Origin of the sequence: Palleronia rufa, assembly GCF_000743715.1 — a bacterium.
GTDB classification, from domain to species: Bacteria; Pseudomonadota; Alphaproteobacteria; order Rhodobacterales; family Rhodobacteraceae; genus Palleronia; species Palleronia rufa.
On record NZ_JQEY01000015.1, the window covers coordinates 35,426 to 61,607 of the forward strand.

The window sequence follows — 26,182 nt, forward strand, 5'->3', positions numbered from 1 at the left end:
CTCCCGCGCATCACTCCAGCGCAGAGAGGAACGCGCGCATCACCGCGGCGCTGTTGCCGGCCGCCAGTCCCATGAAGGTGCCCATCTCGTTCTCGGCCGCGCCGCCGCCGGCCAGGTCGGACAGTGACCGAAAGGCGATGAAGGGCGTGTCGTTCGCATAGGCCACATGGGCGACCGCAGCGCTTTCCATGTCCAGCACCCGCGCGTCGAACGTGTCGAACGCCCAGTCGCGCAGGTCTGCGTTGTCGACGAAAGCCGCGCCGGACACGCCGTTGCCGCCGGTCACGATCCGTGGCGGTGTGCTCAGGCATTCGGCGCCCGCGACGCAATCGGGCAGGGTCACGTCATCCGCCACGCCGCGCGCGACCTCCAGCATCCGCGCATCCACCGGGAACCAGAAGCGCCGCTCCGGCTCCGCCGCGCCCGCGCGCTGAACCTCCTGGCTGCGGACGAACCGCATCCCCAGGTTCGGGAACTCCGACGACATCCACGGCGGAATGGCGAAGCCGTCCGCGGTCTCTCGCGCCATGATGGCGTCCAGGTACTGGCCCCACCGCTCCGGCACCACCACGTCACCGATGCCCAAGGCCGGATCGACCCCGCCCGCGATGCCGGAGAACACGATGCCCTCAATCTCGAACCGGTCGAGCGCGATCTGCGTGTTCATCGCCGCGTTCACCATCGACACGCCGGAGAGCACCAGCACCACCTCCTTGCCCTCCAGCACACCGGTCACGAAGGGGCTGCCGTTGATGTCGTAGGTCTTGGCACGCTCCAGCCCGTCCTGAAGGATCTCCCATTCGGGCGCGAACGCCGACATGACCGCAAGGCGCGGCGTCGGGTCGACAGGATCGGCAAGGGCCGGGACGGCGCAGAGAACGAGGACGGGAAGAACGGGCAGGTGGCGCATCCGAAGAACTCCTGGCGGGGACACCTCACCCTAGTCGTGCGGACCGGGGCCGGCCACCGCATCGACCTGCCGGATTGGCGGCCTGCACGCATTTTGATCGCGAAACGCTCCGGTGATGACCTGTTGGGCGCAGGGTGTGACGACCCGATAACGACCGGCCGTTCGGGCGACGAGGAGGGCCTTGCAGACGCGGTCGAGGACGGCTAAACGCGCTGTCACCGGGCGATTAGCTCAGCGGTAGAGCACTTCGTTCACACCGAAGGGGTCACTGGTTCGATCCCAGTATCGCCCACCATCCTTCCGCGGAAAGCGCACGATGCCGTGCGTTTTTCCGTCGGGGGAACGGGCCCGGTCGCCAAAGCGAGGTGCGCGATGTATCTGACCATGAACCGCTTTCGGGTGATGATCGGGCAAGAGCGCGCGTTCGAGGATATCTGGTCCCGCCGCGACAGTCATCTCAAGCAGGTGCCGGGGTTCGTGGCCTTTCACCTTCTGCGCGGCGCGACCGGAGACGATCACACGCTCTATGCGAGCCACACGGTCTGGGAGACGAAGGCAGCTTTCGAAGGCTGGACCCGGAGCGATGCGTTCCGCAAGGCCCATGCCGGTGTCAGGCCGCAGACGGACCTCTACCTGGCTGCCCCTGAACTGGAAGTATTCGAAAGCGTCCAAGCCGTGACGTGACGGCCCCGTGATCCCGAACCCGTGGGCCCTCCGGCTCAGGAACTCATGCGCTCCTCGAAGCTCTTCTCGATGAAGCCCGGCAGATGGTCGCCCATGCCGATCACCTGATCGTTCTGACCGCGCCCGCGGGATCCGCCGCCGCGTCCACCGGACGGCGGGCGCCGGTCGTGCTGTTCGGGGGCCGGCCGCGCCTCCGGTTCGGGGGGTGTCGGCGCGGGGTCCGCGGATTCCGCCGGTCCGGGCGCCGCCACCGTGGTGTCGGCAGGGGTACTGCGGCTGCGGCTGCGGCTCGACCGCGAGCGGTTGCGAGCCGGTTTCGCCTCCGCCTCTGCGGGGTCCGCGATCTCTGGCGCGTCGGTCGAGGCCGGGGCGGATCCTGTCGGGTCGGCCAGGCGGGCGATCTGCTTTTCCAAAAGCCGCTCCACATCGTCGAGATTGCGCTCGTCGGAGGTCTGGCAGATGGTGATGGCCTTGCCCGCGCGGCCCGCCCGTCCGGTCCGGCCGATCCTGTGGATGTAATCCTCTGCGTGGGACGGCACGTCGAAGTTGAAGACATGGCTCACCGACGGCACGTCGAGCCCCCGCGCCGCCACGTCGGAGGCCACCAGGATCCGCAACTCGCCGGCGCGGAACCCGTCGAGCGTCCGGGTCCGCTGGGACTGGTCCAGGTCGCCGTGGATCGGGGCGGCGTCGTAACCGTATTTCTTCAGGCTCTTGGCGACGATATCCACATCCGTCTTGCGGTTGCAGAACACGATGGCATTTGTCAGCCCATCCCCCTCCGCGTCGATCAGTGCGCGCAGCGCATTGCGTTTCTCGGACGCCTGGCGGTCGCGGCGCGAGGCGCGGAACATCAGAACGCCCTGGTCGATGGTCTCGGATGCGGTCGCCTGGCGCGCGACCTCGACCCGGTGGGGGTTCGACAGGAAGGTATTGGTGATCCGCTCGATCTCCGGCGCCATGGTGGCCGAGAAGAACAGCGTCTGCCGGGTGAAGGGCACCAGGCTGAAGATCCGCTCGATATCGGGGATGAACCCCATGTCGAGCATCCTGTCGGCCTCATCCACGACCATGATCTTTACATCGGTGAGCAGCAGCTTGCCGCGTTCGAAATGGTCGAGAAGGCGGCCCGGCGTGGCGATCAGCACGTCCACGCCCTTGTCAATCAGCTGGTCCTGCTCCTTGAACGACACGCCGCCGATCAGCAGCGCCTTGGTCAGCTTCACGTGCTTGGCGTAGGTGTCGAAGTTCTCCGCCACCTGGGCGGCGAGTTCGCGGGTCGGCGCCAGCACCAGGCTGCGCGGCATCCGCGCCTTGGCGCGTCCGCGGGCCAGCTGGGTGATCATCGGCAAGGTGAACGACGCCGTCTTGCCGGTGCCGGTCTGGGCGATCCCCAGCACGTCGCGCCCTTCGAGCGCGGCGGGGATGGCTTGTGCCTGGATGGGGGTGGGCGTTTCGTAGCCCGCCTCGTCGATAGCTTTCTGAACCTTGGGGCCCAGCTTGAGGTCGCTGAATTTCGTCATGTACGTCCGAAGATTGGGCCGACGCCGCCGGCCAGGGGTTGGGACGTACCCGTTCGACGCCCCGCCTCGGGCGCACGCGCATCGCCGCCCGCGTCCCCTCTAGCGACAGGAGGGCCCATCGTCAATCTTCGCCGTCAGGACAGCCGCGCGGTCACGTCGAGCGAAATCCGCAGGGCGCGCGACATCGGGCAGTCCGCCGCCGCCTCCGTCACGATTTCCTGAAACATGTCGTCGGTCAGATGCGCGACTCGACAGTCCAGGTTCATGCGGGTGCCGGAAATCTCGACGCGGCTTTCGCCGATGCGGTCGAGCTGAACCGAGGATGAGATCGCCAGTTCCTCCAGCGGCGTGCCGTTCTGGGCCAGCAACAGAGCCAGATGCGTGGCGAAGCAGGACGCATGGGCCGCGGCAAGAAGTTCTTCGGGGTTGGTTCCGGGTTCGTCGAGAAACCGGCTGCCGAAGCCGAAAGGCTTCTCGCTCAGCGCCTCCGATTCCGTCGTGATCTGCCCGCCGCCGTCGGTCAGGTCGCCGACCCACTCGATATTCGCCAAACGTGTCTTCATGTTGTCCGTCGCCCGTCATGCCCTGTCGTTGCATTTCGACGGATGTATCGCAGAGGCAGGTTAAGGCTCGGCTAATGCGGTTCAGACCATCATCTCCTTGGTCGCGGAGAGGGTCAGGTCGGGGTGATCGCGCTCGACCCTGTCGATGTCCCATTGCAGGCGGGTCAGGAACACCAGGTCGCCGTCGTTGTCCGTCGCCATGTGGCCCTTGTTGGCCTGCGCGAAGGATTCCACCTTGTCCCGGGGGCCGCTCACCCACCGGGCGGAGGTGAATTGCGACGCCTCGAAGCGGACCGGCAGACCGTATTCCAGCTCGATCCGGCTGGCCAGCACCTCGAATTGCAGCGCGCCGACCACGCCGACGATGAAACCGGCGCCCAGCATCGGGCGGAACACCTTGGCCGCGCCTTCCTCGGCGAATTGCATCAGCGCCTTGTCGAGATGCTTGGCCTTCATGGGATCGCCCGCGCGGCAATTCTGTAAAAGCTCCGGCGCGAAGGACGGAATGCCCTGGACACGCAGCGACTCGCCCTCGGTCAGGGTGTCGCCGATGCGCAGCTGACCGTGGTTGGGGATGCCCATGATGTCGCCGGCCCAGGCTTCCTCGGCCAGTTCGCGGTCCGATGCCAGAAACAGCACCGGGTTCGACACCGCCATCGGCTTTTTCGTGCGCACATGGATCAGCTTCATGCCGCGTCTGAAATGCCCCGAGGCAAGGCGGACAAAGGCCACGCGGTCGCGGTGCTTTGGATCCATGTTCGCCTGAACCTTGAAGACGAACCCCGCGACGGCCTCCTCATCGGGTGAGATCTGGCGCGGTTGCGCCTTTTGCGGCTGGGGCTGGGGGCCGAAGCGGCCGATTCCGTCCATCAACTCCTTCACGCCGAAGGAGTTGATGGCCGAGCCGAACCAGATCGGCGACAGTGTTCCGTCGAGCAGCGCCTGCTGGTCCAGCGCCGGCATCAGCGCGCGCGCCATCTCGACCTCTTCGCGCAGCTTGGCAAGGAGGGCGGACGGGACGTGCTCTGCCATTTTCGGGTCGTCCAGACCGTTGAGCCGCACGCTCTGGGCCACCTTGTTGCGGTCGGCGCGGTCCATGAGGTCCAGCCGGTCGTTCAGCATGTCGTAGCAGCCCAGGAAATCGCGTCCGGTCCCGATCGGCCAGGAGGCGGGCGTCACGTCGATGGCCAGGTTCTCCTGGATTTCGTCGATGATGTCGAAGGTGTCGCGGCTTTCGCGGTCCATCTTGTTGCAGAACGTCAGGATCGGCAGATCGCGCAACCGGCAGACTTCGAAGAGTTTCTGGGTCTGGCTTTCCACGCCCTTGGCGCCGTCGATCACCATCACCGCGGCGTCCACGGCGGTCAGCGTGCGATAGGTGTCCTCGGAAAAGTCGGAGTGGCCGGGCGTATCCACCAGATTGAAGCGGAACGCGCCGAAATCGAATGACATCGCCGAGGCCGAGACCGAAATCCCGCGGTCCTTTTCCATCTGCATGAAGTCGGACCGGGTGCGCCGTGCCTCACCCTTGGCGCGGACCTGTCCGGCCATCTGGATCGCGCCGCCGTAAAGCAGGAACTTCTCCGTCAGGGTCGTTTTCCCGGCATCGGGATGGGAGATGATCGCGAACGTCCGCCGCCGCGCGATTTCGGGCGGCAACGGGGCGGCGTTGTGGGTTCTGTCCAGCATGGGGCGCATATAGCCCCGCCGGTGGGGCGGCGGAAGGGGGCGCGAGGTCGGGCTTGGTCGGCGCGTCCGATCGGCGCCTTATCTTGCGACAAAGCCGGAGGAGAGCGCGATGACGTTGAATGAGATTGCCAAGGATCTGGTCGATGGCTGCCGCGACGGACAGGCGGCGCGGAACCTGGACCGCCTCTAAGGCCCTGACGCGATATCGGTTGAAGCGGTGTCGCCCGACGGACGGGACCGTATCACGCGCGGGCGGGACGGCATCCGGCAAAAGCACGTCTGGTGGGACGAGAACGCGACCGTCCATGCCTCTGCCGTCGAAGGGCCGTTCATCGGCGGCGACGACAGCTTCGCCGTGGTGTTCGAGGTGGACGCGACGCTGTTCGGAGAGCGCGCGAAAACGCGGGAGGTCGGACTTTATACCGTGAGGGGCGGCCTGATCGTGCGCGAAGCGTTCTTTCATGCCGCGCCCTGACCGATGGCCTCAGAGGACGGCGGCCCGGTCGCCCGGGCCGGCTGACGCGGAATGGATGCGGTCCGCTTCCGCGTCGGCCACGTCGGGACGGTGGCCGTGGCCGGGACCGAACCGGCGGAAGATCCCGTCGGGAAAGGCGAAACGCGTTGCCTGGTCGAGAAGCAGCGTCTCGACCGGGATCCCTTCGGCATAGACGACCACATGGCGCTCGAAAAGCATCTGGAAGTAGTCCACGAATCCGCCGCCGGTCTGCACCACGGACCGCCCGTCCAGCAGGTCGCGGGCGCGCGACAGCGCTCCTCCGGTCCCTGCGTCCGAACGATCATCGTCCGCAACATGGACGCGATGGTTCGGGCTTACCAGCAGGTCGCCGAGGTTGCCGAGCGCGCCCGCACGGATGCGGACCGGGGCGAAGTCGCCCACGGCGCGGACGGTTCGGTGCCCGATCCACCGGATCGGCTGTACTCCGTGGTCTCGGGTGAGCACCCTGTCGCCCTCCCGCAGGTCCTCGACCGCCACCTGCGCCCCGCAGGCCATGGCGATCCGCGCCCTGCGGGTGAAGGACACGCAGCAGAACTCCGCGAACCGGGACCATCCGCGGGCAGTGTCGATCTCTACAATGGCGTAATCCGTGCGTGGTGAAATCTCCGCCAGCGCAAACAGGTGGATCCGGGATATGTCCTGGGTGATGCGGTCGAGTTCGACCAGGATCAGGGCTTCCAGCGTGGTGCCGTCCGGCGACATCAGCGTAACGCAGCAGTCGATATGGAGCACCGCGCCGGATTGCCCAGTGGGGCATTTGCGGGCGACGCGGAAGCCGGGCGCGTCGGGCCGGATCGTCACGTTCAGCGGCACACGCACCGCGTTCGGCGACAGATGGTAAACGTCCCCCTCGACCAGTTCGCCGGCGATGGAGATCGGGTCGCCCATATGGGCGCCGTCGACCACCGCGAAGGCAGCGGCCGGATAAACGGCGAGCGACTGGAGCGCGCCGAACTCGAAACCTGCGATGCTCATCGACCCTGACCCCTGTCCCCCAACCCGGCCTGGCAGACCCGGTTTCCGTGCGATGCGTCCCGAAGTTATGCGCAGGGCACACGTTTAGCGGGAACTTCTATCACCAACTATCGTTTGAATCAATTAAGGGCAAATTCTCCAGTTTGCGCTCTCTCCCCAAAAAACGCCTGTCGATCCGCGGCGCGGACACTGATGGCAACTGGCCCTTGGCCGTGCGCGGTCTATGCTCTGGGACAGTGGCGAAACAGAGGCGGAACCGGTATGGATCTGGGTATAAGCGGGAAAAAGGCGCTGATAACGGCCTCTTCCAAGGGGCTGGGACTGGGGTGCGCCAGGGCGCTCGCGGCGGCGGGCGTGGATGTGGTGATGAATGCCCGGGGCGCCGACGCCCTGGCGGAGGCGGCAGATGCGATCCGCGCGGAGTTCGGCGTTTCCGTCACCGAAGTCGTGGCCGACGTCACGACCGCAGAGGGATGCGCGCGGGTGCTGGACGCGGCCGGCGCCACGGATATCCTGGTCACCAACGCCGGCGGGCCGCCACCGGGCATGTGGACCGACTGGAGCAGGGACGACTTCATCGCCGCACTCGACGCCAATATGCTTACCCCCGTGGCGCTCATGAAGGCCTGCCTTCCCGAGATGATGGCCCGGGGCTGGGGACGGGTGGTCAACATCACGTCGCAATCGGTGAAGTCTCCTATCGCCGTGCTGGGCTTGTCGAACGCCGCGCGCGCCGGGCTCACGGGATATGTCGCCGGAACCGCGCGCCAGGTGGCCGGGAAGGGCGTGACCATCAACAATCTGCTGCCAGGGATCCACGACACCGACCGGGCCACGTCGCTGGATCGGGGCGTGGCAGAGCAGAAGGACATCTCCCTAGAGGAGGCGCGGAGCGAACGCGAAGCGACCATTCCCGCGCGCCGCTACGGCACGGCGGATGAGTTCGGCGCGGCCTGCGCGTTCCTGTGCTCGGACCGCGCCGGGTTCATCGTGGGACAGAACATCCTGCTGGATGGCGGCGCGGTGAATCTGACGATCTGAGCTTGCGGCTCCCCGCCGCCAAAAGCCGTGCCGTTCCGGCGGCAGCGTCGGCAGCGTCGGCGGCGCAATGGCGGGCGGGGCCGCCTTGAACGCGATGCGGCGCGCTGTTAGCTGCGGACCTGAGTGTTCCTGTCGGGAAAGCGGATCGCACGCGTGTCTCAGAGACTGGATATCGAGGGTCTGACCTGCGCGTTCGACGGTCAGACTGTCGTCGAGGACGTGTCGCTATCCATCGCCGCGGGGCAGGTCCTGTGCCTTTTGGGGCCGTCGGGTTGCGGCAAGTCCACCACGCTGCGCGCCATCGCCGGTGTCGAGGCGCCGGTTGCGGGGGTGATCCGCATCGACGGCCGGGTGCTGTGCGGCGATGGGCCGATGGTTCCTCCGGAGCGGCGCGGCGTCGGGCTGATCTTTCAGGATTTCGCGCTTTTCCCGCATCTGTCGGTTGCCGAGAACGTGGCCTTCGGCCTCAAGGGCACCCGGGCGGCCCGGCGGCGGCGGGCGGGCGAACTTCTCGAACGGGTGCACCTGTCGCCGTATCTCGATTCCTACCCCCATGAGCTGTCGGGCGGCGAGCAACAGCGTGTGGCTCTGGCCCGCGCGCTGGCGCCGAAACCGCGGGTCATGTTGATGGATGAGCCTTTCTCCGGATTGGACAACCGCCTGCGCGACGGGATCCGGGACGAGACGCTGGGGCTGTTGAAGGAAGAGGGGACCGCCGTCCTTCTGGTCACCCATGAGCCCGAAGAGGCCATGCGCATGGCCGATGAGATCGCGTTGATGCGGGGCGGCCGGATCGTCCAGAGGGGCGCGCCCTACAATATCTACAACAATCCTGCCGACCGGGCGGCGGCGGCGTTTTTCAGTGACATCAATGTGATAGAGGGGGAAGTGAATGGGGCGCTGACGGCTACCCCGTTCGGGCGGTTCCTGGCGCCCGGGGTGCCGGATGGCACCCGGGTGGACATCGTGATCCGTCCCCAGCACGTGCGCATCGATTTCGACCGGGCCGGGCGCGGGCCGAACCCGACGCCGCAGGACGGCTCTCCGGCGCGGGCGGTCGTCACGCGGTCGCGCTTCATCGGCAAGGAGAGCCTGGTGGAGTTTCGCCTGGACGAGGGCGGAGAGATGAGCGCCACGGTCCCCTCGGTTTTCCTGCCCAAGCCGGGCACGCCGATGTGGCTGGCGATCCGGCGCGACCGCTGCTTCGTGTTTCCGCAACCCTAGTAGGTGAGGTCGACGGCCACCGGGTAGTGATCCGACGGCCATTCGCCGCCGAACCGCGACCGCAGCACCATGGGCTCTGACACTTGGCGCGCATTGGCATATCCCACATGGTCGATCGCGCCGAAAAGGTTGATGCCGCGATTGAAGTGATAGGTTGCGCCGCGCACCCCGGCGAAGGTCAGGCCCGCCTTTTCCAACCGGCGCAGGGGCCCCATGAACGCCAGGGCGTTGAGATCGCCGGCCAGGATCACCGCGGTGCCGTCGGCGATCCAGGGCGCGATGCGCCGCGCGATCAGATCTGATGAGAGCCGCCGGTTGAGTCGGCTGAAGGCGTCGAGATGGACGTTGACCACGGTCACGGGTTGGCCCGTACGCCGGTCTTCGAACGCGGCCCAGGACGCGAAGGCGGGGTAGGACCCGTTGAAGGTCTGCGAATAGATCACATCCGGCGTCTCCGAAAAGAAGAACCAGCCCTGGTCGACGGGACGCAGCACCTCCGGGCGGTAGAAGATCGGCTGGGTTGAGGGAAAGCTTCGCCAGTCGCCCGTGGCAGCGGCCGCGAGATCCGGTATCTGGTCCAGCAGCCAGTCCCGCGCGAGGTTGACGCTGCCGTCCGAGCCGCGGCGAAAGCTCTCCATCTCCTGAAATGCGATCACATCCGCAACGGTCGCGCGCACCGCGCTGGCAAGCGGTCCGCGCCGCCGCTTCCAGTCGGCCACCGACCACGGGCCGGTCTCCTGCCCCAGCACGATATAATGAACATTGTAGCTGGCGACGCGCAGCGCACCCTCCGGTCGGGGCGGGAGCCTGTCCGGACCAAAGGCGCAGGCGTTGAGAAGGGCAAAAAGGGCGAGTGCGCGGACCATGGTCGCGACCTTCGCAGGTCGCCCCCGGTTGGCAAGCGTCTTGCGGGTGTCCTAATCTGCGCCGGCACCCGGACGCGAAAGGACGCCCATGACCGCCACGCTTGCCATCGGACCCTACGGGCGCGGGGATGCCGCCGCCCTGGAACGGGCGTTCGACGCAAGGCGCGTTCCGTCGCTGGCGGAGGCGGGGGCGCTGGACGCGGCGGTGCGACAAGACATCCGCGCCGTCGCCTACCGCGCGCATGATCCGTTCGATGCGGATGCGATGGCGCTCTTTCCGTCGCTGGGGCTGATCGCGAATTTCGGGGTCGGGCACGATGCCATCGACGTAGGAGAGGCCGCACGCCGCGGCATCCGCGTGACCAACACACCCGATGTGCTGAACGATGACGTGGCGGACCTGGCCGTTGGGCTTCTCATCGCGCAGTTCCGCGACCTGATCCGGGGCGATGACCATGTCCGCGACGGCCGCTGGCCCGGCGGATCCCCGCCGCTTGCCCGCAGCCTGACCGGCGCGCGGATCGGGATCCTGGGGTTGGGGCGCATCGGCGGAGAGATCGCCGCGCGGCTGGCGGCGTTCAAGACGGAGCTTCACTACTGGTCCCGCTCACGCAAGACCGCGCCCCCCGGGACATGGCACGGCACGCCGCTGGACCTGGCCCGCTCTGTAGAGGTCCTGATCGTCTCTATCGTCGGGGGCGCCAGGACCAGGGGGATGGTCTGCGCCGAGATTCTCGATGCCCTCGGACCGGGCGGCGTGCTGGTGAACGTCTCCCGCGGGTCCGCGGTGGACGAGGATGCGCTGATTTGCCGGTTGCAGGACGGGCGGCTGGCGGGCGCCGCGCTCGACGTGTTCCGGAATGAGCCGCGGATCGATCCGAGGTTCATGGCGCTGGGGACCACCGTACTCCAGCCGCACATGGGGTCCGCGACACAAAAGGCCCGCAGCGCCATGGCGGCCGTCCAGCGCGACAACATCGCGGCGTTCCTGGACGGCCGGGACCTGCCGACGCCGGTTGTCTGAGCGCATGTGAAAACGCCCGCGCGAGAGCGCGGGCGTTTCGTGTGCTGATAATCGTCGGGCCTGGATCAGACCTTCCGGTCGTCGCGGGTCTCCTTGTCGACCTGTTTTTCGGCGGCGTCGGCCACACGGCGCGCGGCATCCTCCACCTTGTCCACCGCCGCGTCCGCGGCACTACCGTCACCAGGCGTTTCATTGTCGGCCCGATCCTTGAGATCGCGCGCCGCCGAGTCCATGGACCCCTTGGCCTCTTCGCCGACGCGCCGCGCTTCGTCGAGGGCGGCACCGGCCACCCGCCCGGCGCGGGCCTGCTCTTCACGGAACACGCGCTCTGCCTCGTCGTAGAGCGCGTCGCTTTCCTCACCGAAATACTCGTCCTCGGTGCGGGTGCGGGGCAGGGCGCCCGCGATCGCCGCGCCCACGGCAAAGGCGAGCGCGCCCGCCACGATGGGGTGGTCCTCAAAGAAGTCCTGCGCGCGATCGGCACCCGCCTGCATGTTCCGTCCGGCACGTTCACTCGCCTCGATGGCGCGTTCGCGGGCGGCGATGATCCGTTCGCGGGCCTCCTCACTCATCCGCTCGGTGCCTTCGGAGAGCCTGCGTGCCGTGTCCTCGGACCGATCGCGGACCCGACCCGCCACCCTTGACGCGCCACTGCCGACCGACGCGGCGCCGCTGGACGCGGCTGCACCACCGGCTTGCAGCCGCGCACCGGCCGATCGCCCGGCATCGCCTGTGGACCGCGCGACCCTTGTCCAACCGGCACGCATCCGTTGCGCGGCGCTGGGGCCCCTGTCGGCGTCCGACACCCACTCCGGCCCGCTGCCTTGCGGGCGCGGCCCGCGCGCAACCATGCCGGCCTCCGCCCCCTCGCCATAGGCACGGGCGCGGGTGACGCCGGTGCGGACCGGCGTCTGCGCGCCATACGCGCGGTCATGGTCATCCGGGTCGCCGGACCGGCCGACGGACCGGGCGCCGTGCTCGATGCGCCCGGCGCTTGGACCGTTGCCGAAAATCAGCCAGCCAAGGCCGATACCGGTGACGGCCAGCGCCAGCGGATTGTCCCTTGCCGCGGCCGAGATCGACCGGCCCATGTCGCCGCCATGGGTTCTGAACGTCTCGGTGACGCTGCGGACGATATTGTCGGCCGAAAACGTGTCCTGGAGGGTATTGATGGTCGAGGTCAGCGCTTCGCGATCCTGTTCGATGTCGCGCTCGATCTCGTCTGGTGTGCGAGTGTCGCTCATGTCAAATGGCCTTCTTCACGGCTTCGCCGTCGCGGCGCACGTTCTTTGCGGTCCGCGTGGGGGCGAGCGATGTGGTTTTCAGTTTGCCGGTTCCGGATTTCGCCAGGATCGCCGCGATGACCGCGAGCGAGATGCCGACGATCAGCGCGGACCAGCCTGCGTCGATTCCGATTTCTGTCAATGCGACCACCAGCGCGCTCGCCAGCACGTTGAGCGCGACCAGCATGATGACGACGCCGCCGACGATCATGCCCAGGCCGGCGCCGGCCTCTTTCACGTTCTGGTCGATTTCCGCGCGGAACAGATCCATCTCACCGCGCATGAGGCTGGTGACCTGGGTCAGGGCGTCGCCGACCAGCGATCCCGTCTCGCGGATCTGCTGGCGCGGGGTATCGTCGGTGGTACGGGTGTCGGCGGCGGGTTTGGTATCGGTCATGACCGGTCCTCCGGGATGGTGGTGACGGGCGCCGGGCGGATCGGGTCCGTGGTGCTGTCCGCTCCGGGAACGGGGCTGGTGGCGGGACCGGGGATCGTGTCGGAAGGCTGGGCCGCACCGACTGTCTCCGACCGGCCGACGGTGGTAGAACCGGAGGCAGCCGATCCGTACCCGGTCCGGCCAGACCGCTGCGACCCGTAATCCGATACTTCGCCGCCGTCGTTGTATCCGCTCGCGCGCGGTGTGCTGGCCGACGCCTTGGCGAACCGCGTTGCGGCAAACCCGGCCAGAGCCGCGCCGCCCAGGAACGCCATCGGGTTGCGGCGTGCAAAGGCGCTCACGTCGCCCGCTATTTCGGACATATCGCGGTCACGGATCGCCTCGGACGCATCGGCGAGCGTCTCGGCGATCTGGCCCAAGGTGCGCTCCTGGGGAGATCCCTGGCGCATATCCTGCGCGGCCTTGCGCAGGCTGTCGGCGATGCTTGACATCTCCGAGGCCGCCGCACCCTTGGCGCGATCCGCCTGGGATTGCGCCATGCGTTGCGCCTCATCCATCGCTTCACGTGTCACGCGCGACGCATCGTCTCCGAGCCGCTTGGCGGCGCGCTCTGCATCCGCGCGGGCCTCGGCGCCGGCCGTCTGGTTATTCTTTTCGTCTGACATGATTTCACCCACTAATCTCAAGCGATGATACCGAGGACGATCAGGATGACTGCGATCAGTCCGATGACGTAGATGATACTGTTCATTCTTTACACCCTGTGTTTCTTCGTTTCGGTCACTCTGAGCCGCGCGCCTATTCGCGCAGTACCGATCAAGAACCGGTGAAGTGGTTAATGGTTCCGCGAATTCGCCTGCTCTATCGCAAGGACTTTCAAACTTTGCCAAAGACGCTATGCTTTGAGTTGCAACGTTTTTTGACACTCTCGGGGGAAAATTGAATGAGCGGACTCGTCGCCCTGCTGGACGATGTGGCGGCGATCGCGAAAGTCGCCTCTGCCTCCGTCGACGACGTAATGGGACAGGCGGTCAAAGCGTCATCCAAGGCGGCGGGAGCAGTCATCGACGACGCGGCCGTGACGCCGAAGTATCTCACCGGGTTCTCGGCCAAGCGCGAGCTTCCGATCGTATGGAAAATCGCCCGCGGATCGCTGTTCAACAAGCTGGTGATCCTGCTGCCGGTGGCGCTCTTGCTGGCGGCCTTCGCGCCCTGGGCGATTTCGCCCTTGCTGATGCTGGGCGGTCTCTACCTCTGTTTCGAAGGGGCCGAAAAGGTCTGGCAGAAGATCAATCCATCGGACCATCATGCCAAGGATCTGGTGAAAGAGAAGATGTCCGCCGCCAAACTGGAGGAAAAGAAGGTCAGGGGCGCGGTAAAGACCGACTTTATCCTGTCGGCGGAGATCATGACGATCGTGCTGAACGCCCTGCCGCAGGACGGGTCGATCTGGATGACAGCGCTGAGTCTCGCCATTGCCGGGGTCATCATCACCATCGCTGTCTACGGGTCTGTCGCGGTGATCGTGAAGGCGGACGACGTCGGCCTGCACATGGCCGCACGGGGCGAGAGCGGTGTCATTCCGGCGACGGGCCGGTTCATCGTCAAGGCGATGCCGGTGTTTCTGCAAGTTCTCGTGGTGGTAGGCACCGCGGCCATGGTCTGGGTCGGCGGGTCCATCATCATGCACGGTCTGGATGTGCTGGGCTGGTCGTGGCCCTACGACACGATCCACGCGATCTCGGTGGCGGTCGCCGGCGCGGTCGGCACGTTCGAGGGCGCCGTTCAGTGGTTCGTCACCGCATTCCTGGACGGGGTGATCGGCCTGATCCTCGGATTTGCCATGATCCCGATCGTGACGCGCATGATCTCTCCGCTGGTCGCGGCGATCCGTCCCGCCTCCTCGGACGCCACCTGACGCCTTGGCGGGCAGCCCGCAGGGGGCCGCCCGTGCCGGGGATCAGCGCAGGATCGACCTGCCGGCATAGACCGCGGTTTCGCCCAGGATTTCCTCGATCCGGATCAGCTGGTTGTATTTCGCCAGCCGGTCTGAACGCGACAGCGAGCCGGTCTTGATCTGTCCGCAGTTCGTGGCCACGGCAAGGTCGGCGATGGTGCTGTCTTCCGTCTCTCCGGACCGGTGCGACATCACATTGGTGTAGCGCGCGCGGTGGGCCATATCGACGGCGCGGAGCGTCTCGGACAGGGTGCCGATCTGGTTGACCTTCACCAGCATCGAATTGGCGCAGCCCTTCGCGATCCCGTCGGCCAGGCGCTCCGGGTTGGTGACGAAGAGGTCGTCGCCGACAAGCTGCACACGGTCGCCCAGACGGTCGGTGAGCATCTTCCAGCCGTCCCAGTCGTCCTCGGCGCAGCCGTCCTCGATGGACAGGATCGGATAGTCGGCGACCAGCTGTTCCAGGTAGTCGACGTTCTCCTCTGACGACAGTGAGCTGCCCTCGCCCTTCATCTCGTAGCGGCCGCCCTCGAAATACTCGGTGGAAGCGCAGTCGAGCGCCAGCATGATGTCCTCGCCCGGCCTGTAGCCGGCCTTTTCGCAGGATTTCATCACGAAATCCATGGCATCGCGGGTGGACTTTATGTCGGGGGCGAACCCGCCCTCATCGCCGATGCCGGTGGCAAGGCCGGCGGCGGAAAGCTCTTTCTTCAGCGTGTGGAAGATTTCGGCGCCCATGCGCACGGCCTCTCGGATATTCGGAGCCGACACCGGCATGATCATGAATTCCTGAAAGTCGATCGGGTTGTCCGCGTGCTCACCACCGTTGATGATGTTCATCATCGGCACCGGCAGGGTCCGGGCCGAGGTGCCGCCGATATAGCGAAACAGGGGCTGCGTGGTGAACTCGGCCGCGGCCTTGGCGGCCGCAAGGCTGACGCCCAGGATGGCGTTGGCGCCCAGGCGCCCCTTGTTGGCGGTGCCGTCCATCTCGATCATCGTGGCGTCGATCGCCTCCTGCTCGGTGGCGTCCATACCCAGCAGGCCTTCGGCGATCTCGCCGTTGATCGCGGCCACGGCCTCGGTCACCCCCTTGCCCAGATAGCGCCCCTTGTCGCCGTCGCGCCGCTCGTGCGCCTCGTGCTGGCCGGTGGACGCGCCGGACGGGACGGCGGCGCGGCCCATGCTGCCGTCCTCCAGGATCACGTCCACTTCGACGGTGGGATTGCCGCGGCTGTCGAGGATCTCGCGGCCGTGGATGTCGATGATCGCGCTCATATGCGCCTCCATGATGTGCTGTCGCCCCTAGCTACCGCAACGGCCCCAAGGGTGAAACCCGAGCCCGCGCGATGCCCTCGGCGCGCTGCCGCCGCGGCCCAGATCGCTGCAAACCCGTCATCGGCCGGCGGTTGCGGCGCCGGGCGGTCGAAACCCGTTCCGAACCCGGAACCCCGCGGTTCCGCCGCACATTGTCATAATGTCTGGGTTTTGCGGCAAAGGATACCGAGATGGCGCACACGGTTGGTGATTTCATTCTGTCGAGACTGCACGAATGGGGGGTGCGCCGGATCTACGGATTTCCCGGCGACGGGATCGGCGGCCTGGTCGCGGCTCTGGGGCGGGACGACAAGATCGACTTCGTTCAGACCCGACATGAGGAAGAGGCCGCGTTCATGGCCTGCGCCCATGCCAAGTGGACCGGTGAGGTCGGCGTATGCCTGGCGACATCGGGGCCCGGTGCGATCCACCTTCTCAACGGGCTTTACGACGCCCGGCTGGACCATCAGCCGGTGTTGGCGATCGTCGGCCAGCAGGCCCGCGCGGCCATAGGCGGCAACTATCAGCAGGAGGTCGATCTTCAGACCTTGTTCAAGGACGTGGCGCGGGACTACGTGCAAACCTGCATGGCCCCGGCGCAGACCCGGCACCTGATCGACCGCGGGATGCGGATCGCGATGTCCAAGCGAACCGTCACCGCCCTGATCTTTCCCAATGACGTGCAGGAGGCGAAGGCGGTGGAGACGCCGGCCCACGCGCATGGCACCGTTCATTCCGGGATCGGGTTCTCCGCCCCGCGGGTCGTTCCCGAACAGGCCGATCTGACGCGCGCGGCGGAGGTGCTGAACGCCGGCAAGAAGGTGGCCATTCTGGCGGGCGCCGGCGCGCTGAATGCGGCCGAGGAACTGGTGCAGGTGGCCGATCTGCTCGGCGCGGGCGTGGCCAAGGCGTTGCTGGGCAAGGCCGTCCTGCCCGACGACCTGCCGTTTGTCACCGGGCAGATCGGGCTTTTGGGAACAGAGCCGTCCGACTGGATGATCCGCCACTGCGACACGTTTCTGATGATCGGGTCGCGGTTTCCCTACTCCGAGTTCCTGCCCAAGGAAGGCCGCGCGCGGGCCGTACAGATCGACATCGACCCGGCGATGGAGTCGATACGCTATCCGATGGAGGTCAACCTGGTCGGCGACGCGGCGGCGACGCTGCGCGCGCTGGTGCCGCATCTCAAGGCGCGCGACGACACATCCTGGCGCAAGGACATCGAATCCCGCGTCGCCAAGTGGTGGGAGGACGTGGAAGCCCGCACGATGCTGGATGCCGATCCGATCAATCCCGAGCTGGTGTTCTGGGAGGCGTCGTCGCGGATGCCCGACAATGCGATCATCTCGGCCGACTCGGGTTCTTCGGCGAACTGGTTCGCGCGCGCGATCAAGATCCGGCCTGGCATGAAGGCGTCGCTGTCGGGCACGCTGGCCACCATGTGTCCGGGGGTTCCGTACTCCGCCACCGCGAAGTTCTGTTTTCCAGAGCGCGTCGCGGTGGGTTTCGTCGGCGATGGGGCGATGCAGATGCTGGGGCTGAACGCGCTGATCACCATCGCCAAGTATTGGCGCGAATGGTCGGACCCCCGACTGGTGATCGCGGTCCTGAACAACAACGATCTCAACCAGGTGACATGGGAGCTTCGGGCCATGGGGGACAGCCCCAAAGTGCCGAAGACGCAGGAGGTTCCCCGCTTCGACTATGCCGGGTATGCCGCCTCGCTCGGGCTTCTGGGCCTGCGGGTGGAGACGCCGGAGCATGTCGGCGCGGCCTGGGACAAGGCATTCGCCGCCGACCGCCCCGTGGTGATCGACGCGCATGTGGACCCGGACGTTCCGACCCTGCCGCCGCATATCACGATGTCCCAGGCCAAGAGTTACGCCAAGGCCCTGGCCCAGGGCGATCCCGATCAAGCCGGGATCCTGTGGCAGACCTTCAAGCGCGTGACGGCCTGAGGGGCGGGCGATGAGCCGTATCGCATCGCTCGACGTCGCGGCCTACAGGGTGCCGACGGACGCGCCCGAAAGCGACGGCACGCTTGAATGGGACGCGACCACCATGGTCCTCGTGTCCGTTGCGGCGGGGGGGCAGACGGGCATCGGCTATACCTATGCCGATGTCTCCGCCGGTCGGTTGATCGCGTCGGTGCTGAAACCCTTGGTGGCGGGCCGCGACGCAATGGAGATCCCGGCCATCTGGCACGCGATGGTTCACGGGATCCGCAATCTGGGACGGCCGGGCGTCGCCTCGATGGCCGTTGCCGCCGTCGATGTGGCGCTGTGGGACCTCAAGGCCCGTCTGCTGGGTCTGTCGGTGGCCGACCTTCTGGGCCGGGCGCGGCAGAGCCTGGCTGCCTACGGCTCCGGCGGGTTCACCTCTTATGACGACGCCCAGCTCGAAAACCAGCTGGGCGGCTGGGCGGCAGAAGGGTTCGGCATGGTGAAGATGAAGGTCGGACGAGACCCGGATGCGGACATCGGGCGGATGCGCCGCGCGCGGCAGGCGATCGGTCCGGATGTGCAGCTCTTCGCCGATCTGAACGGCGCGCTCAGCCGCAAGCGCGCCCTTGCCTTCGCGGAACAGGCCGCCATGCAGCGCGTCGCCTGGCTGGAAGAGCCGGTATCGTCCAACGACCTGGCGGGCTTGCGGCTGATGCGGGACCGCGGACCCGTGGGCATGGACATCACCGCCGGAGAATACGGCTTCGACGCGCGCTATTTCCGCGACATGCTGGCGGCGGGTGCGGTCGATGTATTGCAGGCCGACGCCACCCGATGCGCGGGCATCACCGGGTTCATGTTCGCCTCGGCCCTCTGCGATGCGTTCGAGACGCCGCTCTCTGCCCATTGCGCGCCCGCGATCCATCTCCACCCCTGTCTTGCCGCGCGAAAGGCGGTGCATCTGGAATGGTTCCACGACCACGTGCGGATCGAAAACATGCTGTTCGAGGGCGCCCCGGTCCCGTCTGGCGGGCGGATCGGCACCAATGGTGCGGCGGGGCTGGGGCTGACGTTCAAGCAGGCCGATGCAGAGCCTTACCGCGTCGCGATCTAGCCGGACCAGGCGATCGTGCTGAAGATGGCGTTTTCGGCCTGACGGGAGTCGAGCCGCGTGTGCTGCACCACCACCGGCCGGTCGGATTCCAGCACGCAGGCATAGCTCAGGTTGGCGGGCACCGGCGCGGGATCGCTCAGATCGTTCAATCGCTGGTGCAGGGTTCGGCATGCGGGCACGTCCAGCCGATAGGGACCCACCGGATCGCGATCGGCGAAATAGAGGGTCAGAGAGATCCGGGCCACCTCGTCGCCGGCGTTGAGGATACAGACGGCCTCATGGCTCAGCATCTCGGGTCCGGGGCCGTTGCTCCAGGCCGGTACGTATCCGTCCGCGAACACCCACCGCGTCTTGCCGAGATTCTCCATGCGATCGCCCTCCGTACTCCTGGGATTTACGGGTCAGGAGCCGGTCGGTTCCCAAGCATCGCCAGAAAGTCCTTTCAAGGCCTTGTGTTCTGCGGAACCGTCGTGCCGCCGACGGTTTTACGAATACATGCGGCGCACGACAGCGCCGCCGAGTTGAGAGCGTTTCGAGGGGTTCGTTACATGCCCACGATCGTCATCAGCGGCGCCTCGGCCGGCGTGGGTCGCGCGACCGCCCGCAGGTTCGCCGCACCCGGCGCGAGGATCGCGCTCATCGCGCGCTCAGGAAGACGGCTGGAGGCCGCTGCGCAGGAAGTCCGGCGCGCCGGGGGACAGGCGCTGGTGCTGCCGCTGGATGTCGCCGACGCCGCCGCCGTCGAGGACGCGGCTGAAAAGACCGAACAGGCGTTCGGACCCATCGACATATGGATAAACGTCGCCATGGTCACGGTTCTGGCGCGAGTCATCGACACCGAGCCTGACGAATACCGCCGGGTCACCGAGGTGACTTATCTGGGCACCGTCCACGGAACGCTCGCCGCGCTCAGGCGGATGAGCGCGCGGGACCGGGGGGTGATCGTGCAGGTCGGTTCGGCACTGGCCTATCGCTCGATCCCGCTGCAGTCGGCCTATTGCGCGGCGAAGAGCGCCATCGTCGGCTTTACCGACAGCTTGCGGTCCGAGCTGATCCACGACCGTTCGAACGTGCGGATCACGGCGGTTCAGCTTCCCGGTGTCAACACCCCGCAATTCGACTGGGCGCGCAACAAGATGGGCTATCGGCAGATGCCGGTCCCGCCGATCTTTCAGCCGGAAGCGATCGCAGAGGCCATCTGGCGCGCCGCTCACAAACCGCGCCGGGAGTACTGGCTGGGCTTTTCGTCGTTCAAGGCGATCATGAGCGAGAGGATCGCGCCGTCCATCGGCGATCGCTACGTGGCGCGCAAGGCGTTCGAGAGCCAACTGACCGACGAACGGTTGCGGGACCGGCCCGACAACCTCTACGACACGGTCGATGGCGATCCCGGCGCCCATGGCCGTTTCGACGGGCAGGCAACCGAGCGGTCGCCGGCGATCTGGGCGTCCGAGCATCGCGACGCGCTCGTGATCGCGGGCGGCCTGGGTCTCGTCGGACTGCTGGTGGGCATGGTCCTGAGACGGCCACAGCAGACGCGGGACCGACCGCGAAGGCTGCCATGAGGGCGCCGAGCCATCGGGAGGTGCCGACCGCGCCGCGCACCCGTCGCCCCCATACCGGGCTTGGCCGGGTTGTCGTGGGCCTGGGGATCGCGCTGGCGGGCGCGGCCCTTGCCGGGCGCGCGATGCGGCCGCGGCCGGAAACCGGGGTCCACCAAAAGAGCATCCGCCGGACCCGCGACGGCGCCGCCATCCTCGGCGCGTCGGTGCTGTTCGACAGTGCGCTGGAGCATCTGCGCGGCGGGTTCGAGAACCGCGCGATGTATGTCGCCCCGACCATGGCCGCCGTGTCTGTCGCGGCCTCGCTGGCCGAGCCCGGATCGGGGGGACGGGAACGCGGCGCGCGTTTGGCCCATATCGTCAGCCTGGCGACGGGCGTGATCGGCACCGGCTTTCACCTCTACAACATCACCAAACGGCCCGGCGGGATCAGCTGGAACAACCTGTTCTACGCCGCGCCCATCGGCGCGCCGGGCGCGCTGGCTGTGGCGGGTGCTCTTGGCATGTCGACCGAGGTGCTGGCCGCACAGCCGCGGAACGGCCGCCGGAACGGTCGCGCGCTGGCAGGGCTGACGGGCGCCTTTCTGCTGGGCGAGACGGCGGAGGTAGCACTGCTGCATTTCCGTGGCGCATTCCACAACCCCGCCATGTACCTTCCCGTCACCGTGCCGACCGCCGCAGGGATCGCCCTGATCTCGCTGGCCCTGCATCCCGACGGGCGTGATGATCGGGTCGCACGGGCGCTTCTGGGGACGGTTGGCGCGCTGGGGCTTTTGGGCACGGCGTTCCACATCTACGGCGTCGGCCGCAACATGGGCGGCTGGTCGAACTGGCGTCAGAACGCGCTGGTAGGCCCCCCGACGCCGGCGCCGATCAGCTTTACCGGGCTGGGGCTGGCCGGACTTGCCGCGGTGGACCTGTTGCAAGGCACGGAGGATCGACGATGACCGAACGTTTCTCGGCACCCTATCGCGGCTACGACGTGCTGGACAAATGGGACACGCCGTCCTTCAACGATCAGACGCGGCGGGTGCTGCGCGGCCGGATGGACCCGCCGCCCCGCCGATTTTTCAGCGATACCGAGTGGCGCGTGCTGCTCGCCCTCTGCGCACGGGCGATGCCGCAGCCGGAGCGGACCGACCCGGTGGCCATGGCCCCCTTCATCGACGCCGATCTGCATGCGGGCCGCGGCACCGGCACGCGCCGCGCCGACATGCCCGAACCGGGCGCGGCATGGCGCCGGGGTCTCGCCGCGCTCGACGCGGAGGCCGTGGCCCGTCACGGGCGCGGCTTCGCCGATCTGGACGCGGCGGCCGCCAATGCCATCCTGAGGGCCGTCGACAGCGGCGATCTTGCAGACCCCGCGGCATGGGATGGCCTGCCCGCGCAGCGTTTTCTGCGCGAGACGGCGCTGAAACACATTGTGTCGATCTACTACAGCCAGCCGCAGGGCATGAGCGAGATCGGCTACGGCGGACCGGCTTCGCCGCGCGGCTACGTGCGGCTCGGCACCGACCGGATCGACCCTTGGGAAGCGCCGCACGGCCAATGGCCGGACCGATGAGCGCCGGCGCCGTTTCACACGTCGCAGAGGACCGCCCCCGCGCCACGGGCGGGCGCGCGCCCGATGTGTTCAGCCGTTCGGGCTGGGTCCCGATGCGCGAGCATGCGCTGGGCGACGAGGTCGATTTTGCCATTGTCGGTTCCGGCTGCGGCGGCGCGGTGCTTGCCACGAAACTCGCCGAGGCAGGTCATTCGGTCGTGATGTTCGATGCCGGACCGTTCTGGCGCCCGTTGTCGGATTTCGCATCCGACGAGCGCGAGCAGGACAAGCTCTACTGGCTGGACCCGCGCGTGTCTGACGGCGACGACCCGCTGGAGCTCGGCGCCAACAATTCCGGCCGCAATGTCGGCGGCTCCACCACGCATTTCCAGATGGTGTCGCTGCGGTTCCGTCCGGACTGGTTCAAGTCCCGCAGTAAGCTGGGCTATGCCGTGGACTGGCCGGTCGATTGGCACGAGATGTGGCACTACTACGCCGAGGCCGAGCGGGCGATGGCGATCTCCGGCCCGATCTCCTATCCGTGGGGTCCGAAGCGCGGCCGCTATCCATACCGCGAGCATGAGGTGAACGCCGCCGGCCTGGTTCTGGCCCGCGGCGCCGAGGCGCTGGGCGTGGCCTGGGCCCCGACGCCCCTGGCAACCGTGTCGGCGCCGCGCGGCAAGTCGCCGCCTTGCGTTTACCGGGGCATGTGCAAGATCGGCTGCTCGACCAATGCCAAGCAGTCGATGCTTGTCACCTACATCCCCCGCGCGCTGGCCGCAGGGGCGGAGATCCGCGATCTGGCGATGGTGGGGCGCATCGATACGGGGCCGGACGGCCGCGTCACCGGCGTGGAGTTTCACCGCGACGGCGGATGGCATGTCCAGAGGGCGCGCAACGTCGTGGTGGCGGGCTATTCGATCGAGACGCCGCGGCTGCTTCTGAACTCGGCCTGCGGCCGCTATCCGAACGGCCTGGCCAACGGATCGGACCAGGTGGGGCGCTACCTGATGGTCCATTCGAACCACGCCGTCTGGGCGGAGATGGATGAGGAGATCCGCTGGTACAAGGGCCCGCCGTCAATGGCGTGCTGCGAGCACTGGAACTATGACGACGACGATCCGTCCCGCGATTTCCACGGCGGCTATTCCTTCATGAGCCAGGGGCCGCTGCCTGGGGATTTCGCCGGCACGCTGGTCACCGCGACCGGCGCGTTCGGGCTGGACCTGCGTGAGCGGATGGCCCGGTACAACCGAATGGCGGGGCTGAAGATCGTGGGCGAGACGATGCCCCAGGCCGACAACAGGGTGACGCTGAGCGACGAGAAGGATGGCTTCGGCCTGCCGCGCGCGCGCATCACCTTTGGCTATTGCGACAATGACCGCCGGCTCTATCGCCATTCCCTGCGGTTCATGTCCCGAATGCTGCAGGCCGCCGGCGGGCATGACCTGCTGGAGACGTCCAGCACGGCACATTTGATGGGCGGTTGCCGGATGGGCAGCGATCCCGAAACCTCGGTGACGGATGCAAACGGGCGCAGCTGGGAGATCCCGAACCTGTGGATCTGCGACGGATCCCTGATGCCCACCGCCGGCGGCGTCAATCCGGCGCTGACCATCGTGGCCAATGCCGCACGGATCGGCGACCGCATCGTGGCGATGGGGCGGAAGGGGACGATATGAACGCCACGGAAGCAATCCTGCCGGAGCGCGACCGCGGCTATGTGCCGATCGCCGACTATGCGATGATCGGCGACACGGCGACCGGCGCGCTTATCGCCCGCGACGGCGCGCTTGATTGGCTGTGCCTGCCGAACTTCGACGACGGGTCCGTGTTCGCGGCGCTGCTCGACAGTGAGCGGGGCGGACGCTTCTTCGTCGGATCTGTAGCGCCGACGCGGATCGAGCGTTCCTATGTCGAGACCTCCGCCGTGCTGCGGACCCGCGTCACCTGCGATGGCGGGATCCTGGAGATCACCGACTTCATGCCGCTGCCTCTTGATGGGTCCGGCGCGCTGGCGCCCTTGCGCCGGGTGCTGCGTCTGGTGGAGGCGGTCGAAGGCGCGCCCGAACTGGCGGTCAGCGTCTCACCCCGGCCGGGATACGGGGCCCGCGTTCCGCACCTGCAGCGGGCCGGGCGCGGCGCGTGGCGGCTGGGCGACGGGCGCGAATGGATGCTGCTGCAATCCGGGGTGCCGCTGGAGCAGACCGCACAAGGCACGCTGACCGGGCGCGAGACGCTGCAGAAGGGGGACAAGCGGCAGCTTTGCCTGTCCTACTCCCGCGGCACGCCGGGCATCGTCCCGCCGTCAGGCGCGGGCCCTGAGCGGGATCTGGAGGCGACGCTGGACTGGTGGCGCGGCTTTGCCCGGCAGATCGACTACGACGGACCGTTCCGCCACGCATTGATCCGGTCGGTGGTGACCTTGCGGCTGATGACCTTCAGCATGTCCGGTGCAGTCCTGGCAGCGGCCACGACATCCCTGCCCGAAGCGATCGGCGGCGGCCGGAACTGGGACTACCGCTTTTGCTGGCTGCGCGATTCGTCCTTCATCCTCAACGCGTTCGTCGCCGTGGGTTGCATGGACGAAGGCGCGGCATTCCTGCGCTGGCTCCTGCACGCCACGCAACTGACGTCACCGCGGCTGAATACCTTCTACACCGTGTTCGGGCGGACCGACATCTCGCAGCACGAAATCCAGTCGCTTGAGGGTTATCGCGGCTCCGGCCCGGTCCACCGCGGAAACGCCGCCCAGCCGCAGCTCCAGCTCGACGCCTACGGATCGATCATCGGGGCGGCCCGCACCTTTGTGGATCACGGCGGCACCCTGTCCACGCCAGAGGCGCAGAGGCTCGGAGGTTATGCGGATACCGCCGCGCGGGACTGGTCGCTGCCCGACGAAGGGCTCTGGGAAATGCCGGGGCCGCGCTGTCACAACATCTATTCCAAGGTGATGTGCTGGGCCGCGCTCGACGCTTATTGCGACCTCTGCTGCCGCGGTGCGGTGGCCGCCGACCCGGAGCATCACCAACGCGAGCGCGACGCGATCCGCGAGAACATCCTTGCGCGGGCCTGGAATCCCCGGCTGGGCGCCTTTTCGGGCGCCTACGGGCGGGACTGGCTGGACGCGAGCCTTCTGCTTATGCCGCGGCTGGGATTTCTGGACGCGAACGACCCGCGCATGGTCGCCACCTATGAGCGGACGCAGGAGCGGCTGGGACACGGCGCGCAGATGCGGCGCTACGCCGATGGCGTGGACGGCATGGACTCCGTCGAAGGGACGTTCACCGCCTGCGGGTTCTGGGCCGCCGACTATCTGGCGCGGAAAGGCGATTTCGACGCGGCAGAGGCGCGGATCGCGGCACTTGTCGGCACGGCCAACGATCTGGGCCTGATGGCCGAGGAACTGGATCCGGAGACCGGCGCGCAGCTTGGCAATTTCCCCCAAGGGTTTTCGCACGCGGGTCTCATCGGTGCGCTGCTGGCGCTGCGGGATGCGCGGGCCGCAGGCAAGGAGGTCCGATGACGGCGCTTGAGCTTGCCTTGCAGAACTGGCCCGCCTGGGTGCTCTGGGGTCTGGTCGCCAGCACCGGCATGGCGACGTTGATGGAGGGCGCGCAGCTTGCCGGCGCCTCCCGGATGAGCCTGCCGTTCCTGTTCGGCACGTTCCTGACCGGCGACCGGCGTCGCGCGATCGTGGTCGGTTATGTCGCCTATCTTCTTGGCGGCTGGGCCTTCGCCTTGCTCTACGCGCTGATGTTGGGCAGTTTTGCCGGGCTGGGACTGTGGGCGTTGACCGGCATCGGCTTTCTGGCGGGGCTCGGTCACGGGGCCTTTCTGGTGACCGTGTTTCTCACCGTTCTGCCTCTCGTTCATCCGCGACTGGCCAGCGATTACGACACGATGCAGGATCTCGGCCGGATCGAGCCACCGGGCGCCTTCGGGCTGAATTACGGCCGCGCCACCCCTGTCGTGACACTGGGCGCGCAGGCCGTTTACGGGGCGGTGATGGGGTTGGGCTACGGGGCGGCCATCGCGTCATGAGCGGGC

Annotated in this window: 25 protein-coding genes and 1 tRNA gene; 15 read left to right on the top strand and 11 right to left on the bottom strand. The window is 67.3% G+C overall.

What is annotated here, in order from left to right:
* Window positions 1-10: 10 nt before the first annotated feature.
* On the bottom strand, window positions 11-910 hold the full coding sequence (locus tag KW83_RS15730) for a 5'-methylthioadenosine/S-adenosylhomocysteine nucleosidase (RefSeq protein WP_036180872.1): 900 nt from the start codon (window positions 908-910) through the stop codon (window positions 11-13).
* Between the two features lie 220 nt (window positions 911-1,130).
* Between KW83_RS15730 and KW83_RS15735 the strand changes: the two genes are divergently transcribed.
* Window positions 1,131-1,205: transfer RNA gene (locus KW83_RS15735), tRNA-Val, on the top strand.
* 77 nt (window positions 1,206-1,282) lie between these two features.
* Complete coding sequence (locus KW83_RS15740) at window positions 1,283-1,594, top strand: antibiotic biosynthesis monooxygenase family protein (protein ID WP_036180873.1); 312 nt, start codon at window positions 1,283-1,285, stop codon at window positions 1,592-1,594.
* A 35-nt stretch (window positions 1,595-1,629) separates the two neighbouring features.
* On the opposite strand, the gene KW83_RS15745 is transcribed toward KW83_RS15740, so the two are convergent.
* The 3 genes from KW83_RS15745 to KW83_RS15755 all read right to left on the bottom strand — a co-directional run bounded on the left by KW83_RS15745 (window position 1,630) and on the right by KW83_RS15755 (window position 5,369).
* Window positions 1,630-3,117, bottom strand: coding sequence for a DEAD/DEAH box helicase (locus KW83_RS15745; RefSeq protein ID WP_036180874.1), 1,488 nt, complete (start codon window positions 3,115-3,117; stop codon window positions 1,630-1,632).
* 134 nt (window positions 3,118-3,251) lie between these two features.
* Complete coding sequence (locus KW83_RS15750) at window positions 3,252-3,680, bottom strand: OsmC family peroxiredoxin (protein ID WP_036180876.1); 429 nt, start codon at window positions 3,678-3,680, stop codon at window positions 3,252-3,254.
* 81 nt (window positions 3,681-3,761) lie between these two features.
* A complete protein-coding gene (locus tag KW83_RS15755) occupies window positions 3,762-5,369 on the bottom strand; it encodes a peptide chain release factor 3 (protein WP_036180932.1) in 1,608 nt (535 codons plus the stop codon).
* A 217-nt stretch (window positions 5,370-5,586) separates the two neighbouring features.
* Here KW83_RS15755 and KW83_RS15760 point away from each other — a divergent pair, with 217 nt between their 5' ends.
* Window positions 5,587-5,844, top strand: coding sequence for a SnoaL-like domain-containing protein (locus tag KW83_RS15760; RefSeq protein ID WP_235191442.1), 258 nt, complete (start codon window positions 5,587-5,589; stop codon window positions 5,842-5,844).
* Window positions 5,845-5,853: 9 nt separating this feature from the next.
* Here KW83_RS15760 and KW83_RS15765 read toward each other — a convergent pair whose 3' ends face one another.
* Window positions 5,854-6,861 (bottom strand): Hint domain-containing protein, encoded by a 1,008-nt coding sequence (locus tag KW83_RS15765; RefSeq protein ID WP_036180877.1) that lies wholly within the window; start codon window positions 6,859-6,861, stop codon window positions 5,854-5,856.
* 261 nt (window positions 6,862-7,122) lie between these two features.
* Here KW83_RS15765 and KW83_RS15770 point away from each other — a divergent pair, with 261 nt between their 5' ends.
* A complete protein-coding gene (locus KW83_RS15770) occupies window positions 7,123-7,902 on the top strand; it encodes an SDR family oxidoreductase (RefSeq protein ID WP_036180878.1) in 780 nt (259 codons plus the stop codon).
* 144 nt (window positions 7,903-8,046) lie between these two features.
* On the top strand, window positions 8,047-9,126 hold the full coding sequence (locus tag KW83_RS15775) for an ABC transporter ATP-binding protein (protein WP_235191445.1): 1,080 nt from the start codon (window positions 8,047-8,049) through the stop codon (window positions 9,124-9,126).
* On the opposite strand, the gene KW83_RS15780 is transcribed toward KW83_RS15775, so the two are convergent.
* Complete coding sequence (locus KW83_RS15780; RefSeq protein ID WP_036180880.1) at window positions 9,123-9,992, bottom strand: endonuclease/exonuclease/phosphatase family protein; 870 nt, start codon at window positions 9,990-9,992, stop codon at window positions 9,123-9,125. The genes KW83_RS15775 and KW83_RS15780 overlap by 4 nt on opposite strands.
* Before the next feature lie 88 nt (window positions 9,993-10,080).
* On the opposite strand from KW83_RS15780, the gene KW83_RS15785 reads away from it, so the two are divergent.
* Window positions 10,081-11,016: a 2-hydroxyacid dehydrogenase gene (locus KW83_RS15785; protein ID WP_036180881.1), complete on the top strand. Its 936-nt coding sequence runs from the start codon at window positions 10,081-10,083 to the stop codon at window positions 11,014-11,016.
* Window positions 11,017-11,081: 65 nt separating this feature from the next.
* On the opposite strand, the gene KW83_RS15790 is transcribed toward KW83_RS15785, so the two are convergent.
* From KW83_RS15790 to KW83_RS15800, 3 genes are read right to left on the bottom strand one after another with little or no spacing between them, the layout of a single operon-like run.
* A complete protein-coding gene (locus KW83_RS15790; protein WP_036180882.1) occupies window positions 11,082-12,260 on the bottom strand; it encodes a DUF3618 domain-containing protein in 1,179 nt (392 codons plus the stop codon).
* A gap of 1 nt (window position 12,261) precedes the next feature.
* Window positions 12,262-12,696, bottom strand: coding sequence for a phage holin family protein (locus tag KW83_RS15795; RefSeq protein WP_081904650.1), 435 nt, complete (start codon window positions 12,694-12,696; stop codon window positions 12,262-12,264).
* Entirely contained in the window at window positions 12,693-13,361 is a 669-nt protein-coding gene (locus KW83_RS15800; protein WP_152563620.1) for a hypothetical protein, read from the bottom strand. The genes KW83_RS15795 and KW83_RS15800 overlap by 4 nt, the downstream gene beginning before the upstream one ends.
* 278 nt (window positions 13,362-13,639) lie before the next feature.
* On the opposite strand from KW83_RS15800, the gene KW83_RS15805 reads away from it, so the two are divergent.
* Complete coding sequence (locus KW83_RS15805) at window positions 13,640-14,614, top strand: DUF808 domain-containing protein (RefSeq protein WP_036180884.1); 975 nt, start codon at window positions 13,640-13,642, stop codon at window positions 14,612-14,614.
* Between the two features lie 42 nt (window positions 14,615-14,656).
* Here KW83_RS15805 and eno read toward each other — a convergent pair whose 3' ends face one another.
* Window positions 14,657-15,931 (bottom strand): phosphopyruvate hydratase, encoded by a 1,275-nt coding sequence (gene eno / locus KW83_RS15810; protein ID WP_036180886.1) that lies wholly within the window; start codon window positions 15,929-15,931, stop codon window positions 14,657-14,659.
* A gap of 230 nt (window positions 15,932-16,161) precedes the next feature.
* Here eno and KW83_RS15815 point away from each other — a divergent pair, with 230 nt between their 5' ends.
* On the top strand, window positions 16,162-17,928 hold the full coding sequence (locus tag KW83_RS15815; protein ID WP_036180887.1) for a thiamine pyrophosphate-requiring protein: 1,767 nt from the start codon (window positions 16,162-16,164) through the stop codon (window positions 17,926-17,928).
* A 10-nt stretch (window positions 17,929-17,938) separates the two neighbouring features.
* The gene (locus tag KW83_RS15820) at window positions 17,939-19,027 is read left to right on the top strand and encodes an enolase C-terminal domain-like protein (protein WP_036180889.1); all 1,089 of its coding nucleotides are present in this window, start codon (window positions 17,939-17,941) and stop codon (window positions 19,025-19,027) included.
* Here the strand turns inward: KW83_RS15820 and KW83_RS15825 are convergent.
* Window positions 19,024-19,395 (bottom strand): sensory rhodopsin transducer, encoded by a 372-nt coding sequence (locus tag KW83_RS15825; protein WP_036180890.1) that lies wholly within the window; start codon window positions 19,393-19,395, stop codon window positions 19,024-19,026. The two genes, KW83_RS15820 and KW83_RS15825, sit on opposite strands and share 4 nt — an antisense overlap.
* A gap of 180 nt (window positions 19,396-19,575) precedes the next feature.
* On the opposite strand from KW83_RS15825, the gene KW83_RS15830 reads away from it, so the two are divergent.
* Genes KW83_RS15830 through KW83_RS15855 form a run of 6 tightly spaced genes read left to right on the top strand, consistent with a single transcriptional unit; the run spans window position 19,576 to window position 26,176 of the window.
* Window positions 19,576-20,592 (top strand): SDR family oxidoreductase, encoded by a 1,017-nt coding sequence (locus KW83_RS15830; protein ID WP_051928578.1) that lies wholly within the window; start codon window positions 19,576-19,578, stop codon window positions 20,590-20,592.
* Complete coding sequence (locus KW83_RS15835; protein ID WP_051928579.1) at window positions 20,589-21,536, top strand: hypothetical protein; 948 nt, start codon at window positions 20,589-20,591, stop codon at window positions 21,534-21,536. The genes KW83_RS15830 and KW83_RS15835 overlap by 4 nt, the downstream gene beginning before the upstream one ends.
* Window positions 21,533-22,153 (top strand): gluconate 2-dehydrogenase subunit 3 family protein, encoded by a 621-nt coding sequence (locus tag KW83_RS15840; protein WP_036180892.1) that lies wholly within the window; start codon window positions 21,533-21,535, stop codon window positions 22,151-22,153. The genes KW83_RS15835 and KW83_RS15840 overlap by 4 nt, the downstream gene beginning before the upstream one ends.
* Entirely contained in the window at window positions 22,150-23,814 is a 1,665-nt protein-coding gene (locus KW83_RS15845) for a GMC family oxidoreductase (RefSeq protein ID WP_036180944.1), read from the top strand. Before KW83_RS15840 ends, KW83_RS15845 begins: the two co-directional genes overlap by 4 nt.
* Window positions 23,811-25,658, top strand: a complete 1,848-nt coding sequence (locus KW83_RS15850; RefSeq protein ID WP_051928580.1) for a glycoside hydrolase family 15 protein — start codon at window positions 23,811-23,813, stop codon at window positions 25,656-25,658. Before KW83_RS15845 ends, KW83_RS15850 begins: the two co-directional genes overlap by 4 nt.
* Window positions 25,655-26,176, top strand: coding sequence for a hypothetical protein (locus tag KW83_RS15855; protein ID WP_036180893.1), 522 nt, complete (start codon window positions 25,655-25,657; stop codon window positions 26,174-26,176). Before KW83_RS15850 ends, KW83_RS15855 begins: the two co-directional genes overlap by 4 nt.
* Window positions 26,177-26,182 lie beyond the last annotated feature (6 nt).